Source organism: Kaistella sp. CFF1-2 (assembly GCF_059509915.1).
This window is the reverse complement of sequence record NZ_JCAKLF010000003.1, coordinates 82,779-98,062: the sequence shown is the minus strand read 5'-3', so window position 1 is coordinate 98,062 and position 15,284 is coordinate 82,779. Positions and strand designations below refer to the sequence as shown.

General features: G+C 36.5%; 13 protein-coding genes. 3 read left to right on the top strand and 10 right to left on the bottom strand.

The window, feature by feature from the left end; genetic code table 11:
• The 8 genes from AC5XHR_RS09725 to lpxB all read right to left on the bottom strand — a co-directional run bounded on the left by AC5XHR_RS09725 (position 1) and on the right by lpxB (position 12,165).
• Positions 1-2,475, bottom strand: coding sequence for a zinc-dependent metalloprotease (locus AC5XHR_RS09725; RefSeq protein WP_495950597.1), 2,475 nt, complete (start codon positions 2,473-2,475; stop codon positions 1-3).
• Positions 2,476-2,514: 39 nt separating this feature from the next.
• Positions 2,515-3,915, bottom strand: a complete 1,401-nt coding sequence (rlmD, locus tag AC5XHR_RS09720) for a 23S rRNA (uracil(1939)-C(5))-methyltransferase RlmD (RefSeq protein ID WP_495950596.1) — start codon at positions 3,913-3,915, stop codon at positions 2,515-2,517.
• A gap of 61 nt (positions 3,916-3,976) precedes the next feature.
• Entirely contained in the window at positions 3,977-5,485 is a 1,509-nt protein-coding gene (locus AC5XHR_RS09715; RefSeq protein WP_495950595.1) for a TlpA family protein disulfide reductase, read from the bottom strand.
• A 132-nt stretch (positions 5,486-5,617) separates the two neighbouring features.
• Complete coding sequence (locus AC5XHR_RS09710; RefSeq protein WP_495950594.1) at positions 5,618-6,385, bottom strand: succinate dehydrogenase/fumarate reductase iron-sulfur subunit; 768 nt, start codon at positions 6,383-6,385, stop codon at positions 5,618-5,620.
• A gap of 22 nt (positions 6,386-6,407) precedes the next feature.
• Complete coding sequence (locus tag AC5XHR_RS09705) at positions 6,408-8,420, bottom strand: fumarate reductase/succinate dehydrogenase flavoprotein subunit (RefSeq protein ID WP_495950593.1); 2,013 nt, start codon at positions 8,418-8,420, stop codon at positions 6,408-6,410.
• A gap of 13 nt (positions 8,421-8,433) precedes the next feature.
• The gene (locus tag AC5XHR_RS09700; protein ID WP_495950592.1) at positions 8,434-9,102 is read right to left on the bottom strand and encodes a succinate dehydrogenase cytochrome b subunit; all 669 of its coding nucleotides are present in this window, start codon (positions 9,100-9,102) and stop codon (positions 8,434-8,436) included.
• A gap of 143 nt (positions 9,103-9,245) precedes the next feature.
• Positions 9,246-11,009, bottom strand: coding sequence for a ComEC/Rec2 family competence protein (locus AC5XHR_RS09695; protein WP_495950591.1), 1,764 nt, complete (start codon positions 11,007-11,009; stop codon positions 9,246-9,248).
• Between the two features lie 52 nt (positions 11,010-11,061).
• Positions 11,062-12,165 (bottom strand): lipid-A-disaccharide synthase, encoded by a 1,104-nt coding sequence (gene lpxB / locus AC5XHR_RS09690; protein WP_495950590.1) that lies wholly within the window; start codon positions 12,163-12,165, stop codon positions 11,062-11,064.
• A 79-nt stretch (positions 12,166-12,244) separates the two neighbouring features.
• Between lpxB and AC5XHR_RS09685 the strand changes: the two genes are divergently transcribed.
• Positions 12,245-12,754 carry a DUF2480 family protein gene (locus tag AC5XHR_RS09685; protein ID WP_495950589.1) on the top strand — a complete coding sequence of 170 codons (510 nt, stop codon included), beginning with the start codon at positions 12,245-12,247 and terminating at the stop codon, positions 12,752-12,754.
• Positions 12,755-12,831: 77 nt separating this feature from the next.
• Entirely contained in the window at positions 12,832-13,488 is a 657-nt protein-coding gene (locus AC5XHR_RS09680; protein WP_495950588.1) for a DUF937 domain-containing protein, read from the top strand.
• Positions 13,489-13,519: 31 nt separating this feature from the next.
• Here AC5XHR_RS09680 and AC5XHR_RS09675 read toward each other — a convergent pair whose 3' ends face one another.
• Positions 13,520-13,762: a 30S ribosomal protein THX gene (locus AC5XHR_RS09675; protein ID WP_495950587.1), complete on the bottom strand. Its 243-nt coding sequence runs from the start codon at positions 13,760-13,762 to the stop codon at positions 13,520-13,522.
• Between the two features lie 81 nt (positions 13,763-13,843).
• Positions 13,844-14,827 carry a glycosyltransferase family protein gene (locus tag AC5XHR_RS09670; protein WP_495950586.1) on the bottom strand — a complete coding sequence of 328 codons (984 nt, stop codon included), beginning with the start codon at positions 14,825-14,827 and terminating at the stop codon, positions 13,844-13,846.
• Between the two features lie 80 nt (positions 14,828-14,907).
• On the opposite strand from AC5XHR_RS09670, the gene AC5XHR_RS09665 reads away from it, so the two are divergent.
• Entirely contained in the window at positions 14,908-15,258 is a 351-nt protein-coding gene (locus AC5XHR_RS09665; RefSeq protein ID WP_495950585.1) for a DUF8817 family protein, read from the top strand.
• The last annotated feature ends 26 nt before the right edge of the window (positions 15,259-15,284 follow it).

Below are 15,284 nucleotides of genomic sequence, written 5' to 3'. Positions count from 1 at the left end.
TTATTTAGGGTCTAAAGCTTGATTAATACGGAAAACTAAATCTTCATTATGATATCTCGTTGCTATATCACCCGAATTGGATTTGGAATCCAAATTCTTTTTAATTTGATTTAAGTTTCCTCTTACAAAAGCAGTAACGTCAGATTTATCGGTTTTATTTCCTAAAAGTTTAATTTGGGTATCAACATAATTACGTTGTAAGTTTCGAGAATATACATCGGCATTTGAGTTGGTAAATATTGCCCCATTCAAATCCTGCATATATTCAATTAAACCGTAAGCCTTTTTGTCGATAGATTCCATTTCATATAAACTTTGAAGAACCATTGGGTTTAAAATTCGCATTAAAACACCTGATTGTAAATCTTCAACTGTTTTTACCGGAGTTTTCCCAGTTTTCTCAAAAATAGAATCTTTTAACAACCATTTAGGCGTTGTGAAAACCTGATCTTGTAAGAATTTCAAGGCTTCTTTTTGATCTTTTTTAGCTACCGCTTCATAAACAGCACCCGATTGTTCTGCCGTTTTTGGACTTTCCGTTTGTCCACCAATATACTTGGAAACGTGACCCAAATAGCGTTTGAACTGACCAACAACTTGATCATACATGGTCTCCAAATTTCTATAATCTTCGTTTGGCGTCGCCGTCCAATCTTCTAAATTATCGACAATTCGTTGAAGATTTTTCACACCATACGTACTTGCTACCATAGCATTATCACCAACGGCTTCACTTTGCAAACGAGGATCTAGAGGATTGGATTCTGTTCCAAATAACAATCTAGGATTTTTCGTTTTATTGATTACCCATTTATTTAAGTGCGCTTTCTCTGATTCAGGTGTTTTGAATTCCGGAAATCTTCTGTAACCCCATTCAATTGCCCAATCATCATAATCACCAATTCTCGGCATGATTCCTTTTTCAGTCACTTTATCCTCAGGTTGCGCCACATAATTGAAACGCGCATAATCCATAATTGAAGGCGTATGTCCGTTTTGCTCTAACCATTTACGGTCACGAAGTTTTTCTACAGGAACCGTTGCACTTGAAATAAAGTTATGTCGAAGTCCTAAAGTATGCCCTACTTCATGCGAAGACACGAAACGAATCAATTCCCCCATCAACTTATCATCAAACTCCATTTTACGAGCTTTAGGATCGTTTGGTGACGCTTGAACGAAATACCAGTTTCTCAACAATTGCATCACATTGTGATACCAGTTAATATGACTTTCCATAATCTCACCTGTTCTTGGATCCGAAATTGACGGTCCTGAAGCGTTTGGAACATCCGATGGCTTATAAACAATCGCTGAATAACGTGCGTCTTCTAAGCTCCACTCTTTATCTACTTTTGGATCTGGAAGTTTTGCATAAATAGCATTTTTGAATCCAGCCTTTTCAAACGCTTGTTGCCAATCATTAACCCCTTGAATTAAATACGGAACCCACTTCTTAGGTGTTGCTGGATCAATATAGAAAACAATAGGTTTCGCAGGCTCTACCAATTCTCCTTTTTTATACTTTTCAGCATCTTGAGGTTTTGGCTCCAATCTCCAACGTTTCACTAAAGAAACACGTTTTACACCTTGAGGATCAGCATCAAAATCGGTATAACCAACTGTGAAATACCCAACTCGCGGATCGTAAAAACGAGGTTGCATTTTGTTGTCTGGAAGCATCACAAACGATGAATTAATTTCTACCGTATGATTTCCACTCACTTTTGGAGTTGGACGACCAGGAATTGCTGGCGTTGTAGGCGTCCCCAACGTTCTAGCAAACGTTTTTGTTGTGTTAATTTCAATATTTGTTGGGAAGGATTTTACATAATTAACAAATGATTTGTCTTTCTGGAAATTTCCAACCTTAAAATTATCTTTCACTTGAGTAGAAAACGAAACCAATTCGCTATCACCATTAATCATCTCAGTAATATCAATAACGGATGATTTCTTTTTGTCGCCATAGGCTTTAACATCAAACGACATTAAAATTGGCTGAACATTATTACGAGTTACCGAATTATACATATCCGACGTCGAATCTTTGGCATAATCTACAAACGAAATTGATCGCATTAAGATTTTATCTTTTGGACCTTTCTCAAAAGCGATTACATTCTGCCCGATTTGATCCCCAGCGTAGCCCGTAGTTCCTGTTCTCATTCCCGCTGCTGCTTTGGTAAGACGTGTTACCATCAAGAATTCCTTTTTCAACATTTGATCTGGAATTTCAAAATAGTATTTATCGTCTACTTTATGAACCGTAAAAACCCCATCATCAGACACTGCTTTGGCAGTGATTACATCTTTAAAAGGTTTTACACCACCAGCCGGTTTCTTTGCGGGTTCGTCTTTTTTAGCAACTTCGGCCTCTTTCGTTACCGCTGTTGAATCTTTAACCTGCCCATACAAGTTTGGCTGATTGTAAAAAATAACGGCTACCAAGAGCGCTACGGAGAATTTCTTCATTTCTTATTCTGTTTAATTTGATTATTCTCCCAAATTTATCTATTTCTTTTTTAATAACGCAATATTTTCCACATGATGTGTCTGCGGAAACATATCTACAGGCAGAATTTTTACCACTTCATAGACATCTTTCATCAAAGCGATGTCACGAGCTTGGGTAGCCGAGTTACAACTTACGTAAACGATACGCTCTGGAGCCAATTTTAAAATCTGCTCGACGACTTTCTGATGCATTCCATCACGAGGTGGATCAGTGATTAAAACATCTGCTTTTGGATGATTTTGAAGGAATTCTTCGGTGAAAACTTCTTTCATATCTCCGCAGTAGAACGTTGTATTCTCTAAGCCGTTCAAATTAGCATGCGCAATCGCAGCATCAATCGCCTCTTGAACCGATTCAATTCCGATAACGTGTTTTGCATTTCGAGCCACGTATTGTGCGATTGTTCCGGTTCCCGTATATAAATCGTAAACAACTTCGTCCCCCTTTAAATCAGCGAATTCTAACGTTTTACGATACAATTCTAATGCTTGATCGTAATTGGTTTGAAAGAAAGATTTTGGACCAATTTTAAATTGAAGCCCATCCATTTCTTCCATTAAGAATCCATCTCCAAAATACACTTGAATATCCAAATCATAAATAGAATCGTTCGGTTTTGGGTTGATTGCGTATACCAACGTTTTGATTTGCGGGAACTCATTCAACAAGAAATCAAACAATAATTTTTGATTTTCTGGCTCTTCACGGAAAAGTTGGAAAAGCACCATCCATTCTCCTTTGGAATTTTGACGCATCATCAACGTTCTTAAAAAACCATCTTGGTTACGAACATCAAAAAATGCCATTTTATTTTCACTTGCGAATTTCTTCACTGCCAATCGAATAGCATTCGAAGGATCTTCTTGCAAGTGGCATTCTTTAAGATCAAGAATCTTGCTCCACATTCCTGGAATATGGAATCCAAGCGCGTTGCGGTCTGTAAAATCCGAAGCCGAATCAATCTCATCTTGCGTTAACCAACGAGAATCCGAAAACGAAAATTCCATTTTATTACGATAGAAATACTGCTGCTTGGCACCTAAAATGGGCATCAACTCAAAAGAATCAACTCCGCCAATTCGTTTGATGTTATTCACCACCTCATCTTGTTTGAAGAAAAGCTGTTTGTCATAACTCATACTTTGCCATTTGCAACCTCCACAAACCCCAAAATGAATACATTTTGGCTCTACTCGATCTTCAGAAGGTTCTAAAAGTTCGGCAACATCACCTTCAACATATTTGGATTTGGACTTCTTCACACGAACGTTTACCAAATCTCCTGGAATTGCTCCGGTAACCAAAACGGTTTTCCCTTCCTCAGTTTTCCCAATTGCTACCCCTTTGGCACCCGCTGCAAACAAGCGTATATTTTGTAGTATTTTGTTTTTCTTCATTTCCTATCTATGATAAAAAACGGGCTTTCGCCCGTTTCAGTAGTTTATATTTGTCTTAAAATTATTTTGCGTGAGCAGAATCAGCAGGCGTTTCTACGGGCATTTGCATTTGTGGAGGCATTTGCGTTTGCACTTGTGGCGCTTTCAATCCGCTTACCTTGTCCATTGTGTTTACAAATTCTTCTTCTCCAAGATTGTAGAATTGTCTTCCGACCATTTTACCATCTTTATCTAAAATAATAAAACTTGGAACTTTAAATGCGTATAATCCGAAGTTTTTAGCATCTTCCGAATTAATCCCTCCCTGAATCCAATAGTTGCTTCCTGGAAATCCTTTGAACATCGTGCTGCTTGTTTTCTTGAATTGTTCTTGCGTATCATCAATATTCACCAAAGCAAAGTTCATTTTTGACTTGTAAAAATTCGCAATTTCGTTAACCACAGGAACTGTTGACATGGAAATATTTGGGCTGTAAGAAGCGTAGAACATCACCAATGTTGGCTTTCCTTTCAATTCAGAAAGGTTGGTTTTTTTCCCTGTTGCATCTTCTAATCTCAAATTAGGAATTGTTCCTTCTTTGTGACCCATCAATACTTTTTGAAGATTCAAAACGTCTTTTTTAACGTTTGCATCCGAGATATTCTGCTCAATTAATTTCGTAATTTTATCGTAATCTTTTACGTTATTGTAGTTGATATCCGACTGAGCAACAACGTACGCATACAAATAATCTTTAGCTAATGGCGAAAGGTCTTTCTTTGTTTTAAGAAACTCTGCAAAAATCTCTGACATTAATGGTCTTTTGGCTGGATCTTGCATTTTCGGCGTTGCAAATTGTTGGAATTCACCATTCAATTTTCCTAAGATATACTCTCTGTACACAGGAATCTCACGAATCATTTCGTTTTCATCCTTAACCAATTCTTTCTTCACTTTGTTGAAGTTTTCTGAAACTTTGAAGCTAGCATTCCCCGTCATCATTCCGTGGTTTTGCTCATACGCATCCAAAAGTCCTAGTAACTTCGCTCTCATATCCAATTTCTTGAAATTCACCGCTTCAGAATCAGCGCTAAATTTTGCTGCTTGCTTATCTACTTCTTTCAGTAAATCTGCTTCAACTTTTTGGAAATCCTTAATAAATTCAGGCTCCTTTTTATTCAACAAAGCTTCCATTTGAATTTTCTTCGCATAGTCTTCAAATCCTTTGTCTGCCGCTTTCAAAAAGTCGTTATTTGCCTTTCCATCCCCTGTAATCACATATTCAGATGGGAACGTAGCTGCGTCACCCGAAATATTTAATGATTGTCCTTTCTTAAGAAAAATCATCGCCATATTGTTTCCGTATGTAATTAAATACATTCCTGTTTTTGGCGACTCGAAAGAACCTTGAAACTCTCCTTTATCGTTAACACCTAAATTTGCTAATGGCAATGTCGCAACACCTGAAGCCTCGATAAACTCAACACGAGCCAGTGGATTTGCATTAGCTATTTTTCCTTTTACTTCAATGTTCTTCGTACATGAAACCGCTAAAACAGCGAATAAAAGCATTAAAAAAAACTTTTTCATTTTATGATTTTAAAATTTGAGCAAAAATAAGGCTTTCAACCAATTGAAAGCGATTTTTTATTGTTATTTATGATTTTTTATAAAAAACTTCGTCTCCCAAGTTGGAAGACGAAGTATCAGTATGTATTTCTACTATTTTTTATCTAATGAAGCTGTAAGAAACTCACGATTCATACGAGCGATGTTTTCTAGAGAAATTCCTTTCGGACACTCAATTTCACAAGCTCCCGTATTCGAACAGTTACCGAATCCTTCTTCATCCATAGCCTCAACCATGTTCAGAACTCGACGTTTTGCTTCAACTTGCCCTTGTGGTAATAATGCGTATTGAGAAACTTTAGCACCAACGAAAAGCATTGCTGATCCGTTTTTACAAGTCGCTACACACGCTCCACATCCGATACAAGCTGCAGCATCCATCGCACGGTCGGCATCTTCTTTAGGAACAAGAATCGTGTTGGCATCCGTTGTTCTACCAGATGTGTTTACGGAAATAAATCCTCCCGCAGCCATAATTCTGTCGAACGCACTTCTATCTACCACTAAGTCTTTAATAACTGGGAAAGCTGCTGATCTCCATGGTTCAATCGTAATGGTTTCTCCATCTTTGAACATTCTCATGTGCAACTGACACGTTGTGATTCCTGTATCTGGACCGTGGGCTCTACCATTGATGTAAAGAGAACACATACCGCAGATACCTTCACGACAGTCGTGATCAAAAGCTACTGGCTCTTTTCCTTCGTTAATCAAATTTTCGTTTAGAATATCCAACATTTCTAAGAATGAAGAGTCTGTAGAAACATCGGAAATTTTATAAACTTCAAATTGACCTTTTGATTTATTATTTTTCTGTCTCCAAATTTTCAGAGTCAGATTAAGTCCTTTTTTTGTACTCATTTTTCTTTACTGTTTTTGGAGATTACTTATAACTTCTTGTTTTCACTTCGATGTTGTCATAAACCAAGTCTTCTTTATGAAGAACTTCTTTGTTGATATCCGCCCCTTCATACTGCCAAGCTGCAACATATTTATAGTTTACGTCATCTCTTTCTGCTTCTCCATCTGGAGTTGAGTGATCTTCACGGAAGTGACCTCCACAAGATTCATTTCTGTGTAATGCATCCATAGCCATTAACTGACCTAGCTCCATAAAATCGGCAACACGGAAGGCTTTTTCCAATTCGGTATTCATTCCATCTGCATCACCAGGAACTTTAACGTTCTTCCAGAATTCTGCACGTAATTCTTCAATTTCCTTAATAGCTTCACGAAGACCTTCAGGCGTTCTTCCCATACCAACTTTGTTCCACATAATGTGACCCAATTCTTTATGGAAATGATCCACTGAATGTGTTCCGTTATTATTCAGGAAGAATTTGATTTTTTCTTGAATTCCAGCTTCAGCTTGGTTGAACGCTTCCGAATCCGTTGGGATTGCTCCCGTTCTAATATCAGCTGAAAGATAATCTGCAATTGTATAAGGAAGTACGAAGTATCCGTCTGCCAAACCTTGCATTAATGCAGAAGCTCCCAATCTGTTTGCACCGTGATCTGAGAAGTTAGCCTCACCGATTACGAAACATCCAGGAATTGTAGACTGCAAGTTATAATCAACCCAAACACCTCCCATTGTGTAGTGAACTGCTGGATAAATTTTCATTGGTGTCTTGTATGGGTCATCCGCCGTAATCTTCTCATACATTTGGAATAAGTTACCATACTTTTCTTCAACCCACGCTTTTCCAAGATCGTAAAGTTGTTTATCTGAAGGATTGTGAATATGCTTTTCAATCGCAGCTTCACGCCCTTTTTTCATAATTTCTGTAGAGAAATCTAGGAAAACACCTTCTTTTGTTAAGTTGTTTTCAATTCCGAAACCAGCATCACATCTTTCTTTAGCAGCTCTAGAAGCTACGTCACGTGGCACTAAGTTACCGAAAGCTGGATATCTTCTCTCCAAATAGTAATCTCTATCTTCTTCTTTGATGTTTTCAGGCTTCAACTTTCCTTCACGAACAGCTACTGCATCTTCAATATTTTTAGGAACCCAAATTCTACCCGAGTTTCTTAAAGATTCTGACATTAACGTCAATTTTGACTGCTGTGTTCCGTGAACCGGAATACACGTTGGGTGAATCTGCACATAACAAGGGTTTGCGAAATACGCTCCTTTTTTATGAATCTTCCAAGCTGCAGAAACGTTTGATCCCATCGCGTTTGTCGATAAGAAATAAACGTTACCGTAACCTCCAGATGCAATAACAACTGCGTGAGCCGAATGTCTTTCAACTTCACCTGTTACAAGGTTTCTAGCGATAATACCTCTCGCTTTTCCATCTACAAGAACGATATCCATCATTTCGTGACGGTTGTACATTTTGATACGCCCTTTCCCGATCTGACGACTCATTGCTGAGTACGCTCCTAATAATAACTGTTGTCCTGTTTGACCTTTTGCGTAGAATGTTCTTTTTACCTGAACCCCACCAAATGATCTGTTATCTAACTGACCGCCGTAATCACGTCCGAAAGGAACCCCTTGAGACACACATTGGTCAATAATATTTCCTGAAACTTCAGCTAAACGATATACGTTTGCTTCTCTTGCACGGTAATCTCCTCCTTTAATAGTATCGTAAAACAATCTATAAATGGAGTCACCGTCTCCTTGATAATTTTTCGCAGCGTTGATACCTCCTTGAGCCGCAATAGAGTGCGCTCTTCTTGGAGAATCTTGGTAGCAAAATGCCTTAACATTATATCCTTGCTCTGCTAAAGTAGCTGCAGCTGAACCACCAGCTAATCCTGTACCTACAACAATAATATCAATCTTATCTCTGTTGTTTGGTGCAACAAGGTTCATATGATCTTTATGATTATTCCATTTGTCCTTAAGAGGTCCAGCAGGAATTTTATTATCTAACTTACTCATCGTACTTTTGATATTATTGAGTTACAAAATGAAAAATTGCTATAAAAATAAATCCTGCAGGAATTAAGATAGAATACCATCTTCCTAAAGCCATAATTACAGGTGTATATTTAGGATGTCTTGCTCCGATCGATTGGAAAGAGGATTGAAATCCGTGCGCTAAGTGTAACCCTAGCAATACGAAAGAAATCACATAGAAAATAACTCTCCAAAGATCTGCAAATTTATCGTGAAGTTCTCCCCAGAAACGTGTTGTGTCTGTGGAATCTCCTAATCCTGGAACATATTTATATTGCATTTCATGTACCCAAAAATCATACATGTGCAATCCTAAAAACGCCAAAATAACCAATCCAGAGATGATCATGTTACGAGAAACCCAGCTCGAATTAGATGCAGCACCATTTGCCGCGTACTTTACTGGCCTCGCTTTGTTGTTTTTTGCTTCCAAAATAAAACCCATAATGAAGTGAAAAAACACTGCAAAAATGAGGATAGGCTGCATTAGAAACTGTACCAACGGGTTGTACCCCATGAAGTACGACGCATCATTGAAGGCGCTTTGGCTAAATACCGATATCATGTTTACTGATAGGTGCATAACCAAAAATATCAGCAGGAACATTGCTGATAATGCCATTGCATATTTTCTACCGATTGTAGAACTAAAGAATCCTGACATAATTTTTCTTTAAAAAATTGATTTCGCACAAAGTTAGACAATGTTAAAGACTCTTAAAAATGAGAATCCTCACAATTTGCTAGTTTATAACTTTTCTAAATAAGGAAGATAGGCGTCATTCCAATTTATCATAATATTTAGTTTCATTTAGGCTTCAAATTATAGTCTTTTCCTTGGAATGAAACCTGAGAAGTAGAGCTCGGAAACATCGTGACAGAATACGTTTTCACCCGTCGATTAACGATATACGGCTGAATGGAATACTTTTCAACATCACTTATTTTAGCATCTTCTGGAATGTAAAAATCAACATGATCGCCTTGTTTTACAGAGAATAAAGATGTTTTATATGTAGAATGTACAATAGATTCTGACTTTTGAAAAGCAATATGATCTGAAAAAAGTCGAACTGAGTAGAACAACAATAGTAAATATGAAAATCGCAAAATATCTTTCATCGAACGTTTAACCAAAACACTTCTCAACAAATAGCACAAAACAAAAAGCAATACAACCTCAACCCAATTCATTGAAATATTCTCAACCAATTGTCCATCAAAACTTCCAAAAAGGTGAACTAATCGAAGAAATAGTGTTGCAAAATGGTCATAAAACCAATTCAAAATTGAAAATTGAAGTCCAAAACCGATCAATAAAACATAGCAAAACGAGAAAACGATAAAAAGTTGAGCAACAAAAACCATAACCAGATTCGCCAAAATAGAAATCAACGGAAATTGATGAAAATAATAGATAATTAAAGGAAGTGTCGCCAATTGTGCACTTAAGGTCAAACTAAAAACCGCTTTCGCATAGTTTAGAAAAACATTCTTTGTTTCTGGAAAAAGATTCGAAATAGGTTTATTTAACCAAAAAATTCCTAAAACCGCAACAAAACTTAGTTGAAATCCTACATCAAAAATCTGATTCGTGTCCCAAAGTAAAATAAGCATCGCCGACAAACTCAAGGAATGAATCAAATCAGGTTTTCGCTCTAAAATAACATAGACGTAATAAATAGTTAGCATTAAAGACGAGCGAACAACCGAATTTCCGTAATCAATAAGGATAGAAAACAACCAAATGCAAACTACTGAAATGATGATAACCACTTTTCTAGGAAGCCTGATCTTTGAAAAGATAAAATAAATCAGCGCAAAAATAACCACCATGTGGGAACCCGAAATCGAGAGAATATGCACCAAACCCGTTTTGTTGAAATCCGAAACCACCATAGCATCCATTTCAGTTCGATCAGCCAAAATAATTCCTTTTAAAAGTTCTTTATTTGAACTGGAAACTTCTGGCAAATCGGAAATTGAATTAAGAATATTCAACCGCCATTGCTTGATTTTCGTTGAAAAAGAAATCGAGGAAACATTGGCTGATTGAATCTCTTTACGAAAATACATTTGATAGAAAACACCTTGTCTCTTCAAATACTTTTGATAGTTAAATTGATAATCGTTTTTCGGAGGTTCAACCAAGCGAATAAAGCCCGAACCTTGATATTGATGTTCAAAATCCAAGGACTTTTGCTCTTTTGGGATGGAAACCACAGCCAAAAAAGCATTTGATTTTGAAAAAACCTCAACGATGTATCTTCTATTAAAAGCATTAGAATTCAACTTTTTCACTAATTGAAATTGAACAACATCTTTAGCATTGATTTCTACATTCGGAGATTTCGGCTCCTGAATTTGATGCAGAAGCGTTCCAAAACAGAAAAAAAGAATCAGCAATGAGTATTCTACAAATCGATTTTTGAAGAAATAAATGAAAATAGATACTGAAAAAATCAGTAAAAATGCGCTAAAAAGAACCCAAAACTTTTGCGGGTACGTGTCTTGAAAAACAATACCTAAAATAAAAGCGATGCAAACAAAGAAAATAGGTTTTTTTTTCATGCAACACACTGTTTGTCAAAGTGAATTTACATAAAAAAACAGAATGAAAAACCTAACCTTTTACAATTATTTTTGCAGCAACATCACTTGCTCCGCTACCACCTAGTTTTGCACGTAATTCGGCGTAATCAGAAAGCATTTTGCTGCGATTTTGACCAAGAATAAGGTTCAATTCTTTTATCAAATTATCGGTTGTAAGCTCATTTTGAATCAATTCCGTAACCACTTCGCGATCCATAATCAAATTCACTAACGAAATATACTTAATGTTTTTTCCGACTAAACGTTTTCCGATTTGATACGAAATGAAATTTCCGCGGTAGCAAACCACTTCAGGAATATTCAGCAAAGCTGTTTCTAAAGTTGCCGTTCCCGACGTCACCAAAGCCGCTTTGGAACAACGCAATAGATCGTAGGTTTTGTTGGATACAAAATGAACCGAATCATCCACATATTTTTGATAAAACTCTTTCGGCAAACTTGGCGCGCCGGCAATCACAAATTGATATTCGGGAAAAGACGATTGTACGGATAACATCAACTCTAGCATTTTCTCGACTTCTTGCTTTCGAGAACCAGGAAGCAAAGCGATAATTTCTTTATCGTTCAATCCATTTTGAGTTTTAAAATCATCAACATTAATATCCGGCAAATCCGAAATCGCATCTAATAAAGGATGACCAACAAACTCGACTTCTACCTGATGTTTCTTATAAAAATCCTTTTCAAAAGGGAGAATTACGAGCATCTCATCTACAAATTTGCGAATCGTTTTTACTCGACCTTCCTTCCAAGCCCAAAGTTGAGGCGAAATATAATACACGACTTTAATCCCAAGACTTTTCGCATATTCTGCAATACGTAAATTAAATCCTGGATAATCTATCAATATTAAAACATCGGGTTGATAAGCCTTCAAATCTGCTTTACAAACATCAATATTTTTCAAAATGGTTCTTAGATTCATCGCCACTTCAACAAAACCCATAAACGCAAGATCTCGGTAATGCTTTACAAGTTTTCCGCCAACGTTTTGCATCAAATCACCACCCCAAAAACGAAATTCTGCTTGAGAATCTTCTTTCAGAATAGACTTCATCAAATTGCTTCCATGCAAATCTCCAGATGCTTCACCAGCGATGATGTAATACTTCATAATGATAATAGATAAAACAATAGGCACTCACCTAATGGTATGCAAAAATAAGCGTAAATTTGTTTAAAGTTAGAAAAAGATGAACGAAGAATACGAAATAAAAAACCGAGTTGCCGATAGTGGATTGGTGAATTTCGATATAACAAGCCTTCTTCCAAAAGGAAATAGAATAGGAATTGATTTGAAAGATTTCTTATTTGAAGGACTTATTTTAAAGGAAAAAGATTTCCGCGAAAAAATAAAAAATTTAGACATCACCCCTTTTGAAGGTCAATTTGTATACATTTACAATTCTGCAGATGCTATTGTTCCTTTGTGGGCGTACTTTTTAATAACGTCCAAAGTTGCTGAAGTTGCCAAAAAAGTAGTTTATGGAGATCGCGATCAGTTGGAAGTTTTACTAATGCACGACGCTATTTTAGAATATGATTTTGAAACCTTGAAAGACAAACGTGTCTTGGTAAAAGGCTGTTCCGACAACACCATTCCTGAAAACGCCTATGTTGAATTGGTGGAAGCTTTGCGACCCGTTGTAAAAACGCTAATGTTTGGTGAAGCCTGTTCCAATGTTCCGATTTTTAAAAATTAAATTTTCGGAATGTAATTTGCTAATCAAAACGCACGAAAAAAAATAACAATCAAACAAACAAGTAACACAAAAAAATTATGAGCCTATTAGACCTTATCGGTGGAGCAGCTGGAAGTCAAGTTGCAAGCCAAGCAGAGAACAAATTCGGAATTCAAAAAAACCAAGTAATTGCTTTATTAGCTGTTGCTGCGCCGTTGATTATTTCGTATTTAAGAAATAAATCTCAAGATCAAAAAGAAGCAGAATCTTTGAACAATGCTCTAGATAGAGACCACGACGGAAGTATCTTAAACGATATTTCTCAAGCGGATGCAAGACAAGCAGAAGGAGGTTCTATCTTGGACCACATTTTCGGTGGTAATAAAGTGAATGTTGAAAATCAGCTTTCGCAAGACACGGGAATTTCTATGGACAAAATTGGTCCAATTTTAGCGATGTTAGCGCCTGTAATCATGGGATATATCGGTAAAGAAAAACAACAAAACAATGTAAACGCAGGTGGTTTAGGTGATTTGTTGGGTGGAATTTTAGGTGGAGCTTCTCAACAAGCGCAAGCTCAAGATTCTAATCCTTTGAACGATATTCTAGGAAGTGTTCTTGGTGGTGGCCAAGCGCAATCTTCAGGAAATCCATTAAACGATATCTTAGGAAGCGTTTTGGGTAGCGGAAACCAACAACAAGCTCAACAAGGTGGTCTTGGCGGTTTGCTAGGAAGCATCTTAGGAGGAAAATAATTTCAGACACGAGATATAAAAAGACCGAAGATTATTCTTCGGTCTTTTTTGTTGTCTTTTTTGCTTTTGGCTTTTCTTCTGCAGTTTCGGCTTTTACCGTTTTTGGTTTGGTTGTTTTCGGCTTGGTTTCTTTTTTTTCAGCTTCCACTTTCGGCGCTTTTGCAACCTTTTCAACCTTTACTGGAGCTGCTTTTGCTGTTTTACGAGGTCTTTTCTTCCCATAACTACCTGCGTTAATTTTACCTCTTCTTGATTTTTGATCTCCTTTTCCCATAAATGATATTTTGATGATTTATACGAAGTTACAAATTTTTTGAAAACAAAAAAACTTCAAAACATCAATCAAAGAAAACCTTTAAAACAAAGGATTTTTAAATATAGATTCAATAATTGTCTCGGTTTCATTCGGATAATCAAAAGCTTTTTGTCGATCATCGTGTACCCAAATTTTCAGTTTTTCTAAAAACTCAGCTTCTTTCCAAATCACAGGAAATCCTATTTTTTCTAGAGCCAAGGCATTACATTGTTGTTCATATTGTTTATGCATGGGAACAACCAAAAGTTTTTTCCCTAAATACAAGGCTTCGGCTGGACCTTCAAAACCACCACCTGTTAAAAATCCAAAACAATTTTTCAAGGATGTCTGGAATTCCGCATTGTTGATGGGCGAAACCAACGCATTTCCTTTTTCATACTTCGATTTTGAATGTTTTGAAAAAATATTCCATTGAATTTTAGGAAAATTTTGAACCATTTTCAGAATAAAAGCATCCGAATAGGCAGGAAGATACACCGTATAATGTCCTAAATTTTGAGGATTTAAATTTCGAATTTCACTTCGAATAACGGGGGTATGAATAAAGTCGTCGTATTTTTCAAAATGAAAAGCGATCTGCGAATTTGAAGGCGCATAATGATTCATAATTTGCTTTCCCCAATGAAATCCTTTTAATTGAGGTGTTTTCGGTGATAAAAAAGCCGCTTGATGACTCAAACCAATACTTTTTTTTCCACGAAAACGACATGCCCAAGCTGTAACGGGTTCAAAATCATTGATGACCACATCATATTCCTTTATAGGAATTTGTTTACAATCTTTTAAAAATTGTTGAAAATTAAACTTTCGCCATGTTTCTTTAAAATCAATTCCCCCTTTGCTACCGAAAACGAATCCAAATCCATTAAAACGATATTTAATTTCATCATCCAAACCAACCTCAGCATGTGTTCCGCTCACCAACAAATCCAAATCGCCATGCTTTTTCAAATGCGGAATAATCTCTCGTGCTCGGCTCAGATGGCCGTTCCCCGTCCCTTGTATGGAATACAAAATCTTCATTCTTTCGAAATTATACTTTTTTTGTGGAATATATTTTAACAGAATACTAAATTTGTTATGAATCAACCAACACAAAGAAAATGCTACAAACCATCATGCCCAAAATTCCTTTTACTGATAAGGAAAAAACACTGAATTACTATAAAAATTTAGGTTTTAAGCTTATTGCGGATTATGGGGATTATCTCATTTTAGAAAACAATCAGTTGGAAATTCATTTCTTTCATTATCCAAGTTTAGAAAAAGAAAAATCAGATTTCATGCTGTATATTCGATGTGTAGAAATTGAAAATCTATATCAAAACTTGCAGGATAATGAAGTTGAAATCCATCCAAATGGACCATTACAAGTAAAATCTTGGGGACAAAAAGAATTTTCACTCATAGACCCAAACGGAACATTACTTACTTTTGGGGAATCTGCGAATTAAATTAAACGTCAATTAATAATCGTCGC

What these genes read in the sequence shown, in the direction of transcription:
- AC5XHR_RS09725 (WP_495950597.1), bottom strand. Translation starts at nt 2,475, where the DNA reads ATGAAGAAATTCTCCGTAGCGCTCTTGGTAGCCGTTATTTTTTACAAT.
- rlmD (WP_495950596.1), bottom strand. Translation starts at nt 3,915, where the DNA reads ATGAAGAAAAACAAAATACTACAAAATATACGCTTGTTTGCAGCGGGT.
- AC5XHR_RS09715 (WP_495950595.1), bottom strand. Translation starts at nt 5,485, where the DNA reads ATGAAAAAGTTTTTTTTAATGCTTTTATTCGCTGTTTTAGCGGTTTCA.
- AC5XHR_RS09710 (WP_495950594.1), bottom strand. Translation starts at nt 6,385, where the DNA reads ATGAGTACAAAAAAAGGACTTAATCTGACTCTGAAAATTTGGAGACAG.
- AC5XHR_RS09705 (WP_495950593.1), bottom strand. Translation starts at nt 8,420, where the DNA reads ATGAGTAAGTTAGATAATAAAATTCCTGCTGGACCTCTTAAGGACAAA.
- AC5XHR_RS09700 (WP_495950592.1), bottom strand. Translation starts at nt 9,102, where the DNA reads ATGTCAGGATTCTTTAGTTCTACAATCGGTAGAAAATATGCAATGGCA.
- AC5XHR_RS09695 (WP_495950591.1), bottom strand. Translation starts at nt 11,009, where the DNA reads ATGAAAAAAAAACCTATTTTCTTTGTTTGCATCGCTTTTATTTTAGGT.
- lpxB (WP_495950590.1), bottom strand. Translation starts at nt 12,165, where the DNA reads ATGAAGTATTACATCATCGCTGGTGAAGCATCTGGAGATTTGCATGGA.
- AC5XHR_RS09685 (WP_495950589.1), top strand. Translation starts at nt 12,245, where the DNA reads ATGAACGAAGAATACGAAATAAAAAACCGAGTTGCCGATAGTGGATTG.
- AC5XHR_RS09680 (WP_495950588.1), top strand. Translation starts at nt 12,832, where the DNA reads ATGAGCCTATTAGACCTTATCGGTGGAGCAGCTGGAAGTCAAGTTGCA.
- AC5XHR_RS09675 (WP_495950587.1), bottom strand. Translation starts at nt 13,762, where the DNA reads ATGGGAAAAGGAGATCAAAAATCAAGAAGAGGTAAAATTAACGCAGGT.
- AC5XHR_RS09670 (WP_495950586.1), bottom strand. Translation starts at nt 14,827, where the DNA reads ATGAAGATTTTGTATTCCATACAAGGGACGGGGAACGGCCATCTGAGC.
- AC5XHR_RS09665 (WP_495950585.1), top strand. Translation starts at nt 14,908, where the DNA reads ATGCTACAAACCATCATGCCCAAAATTCCTTTTACTGATAAGGAAAAA.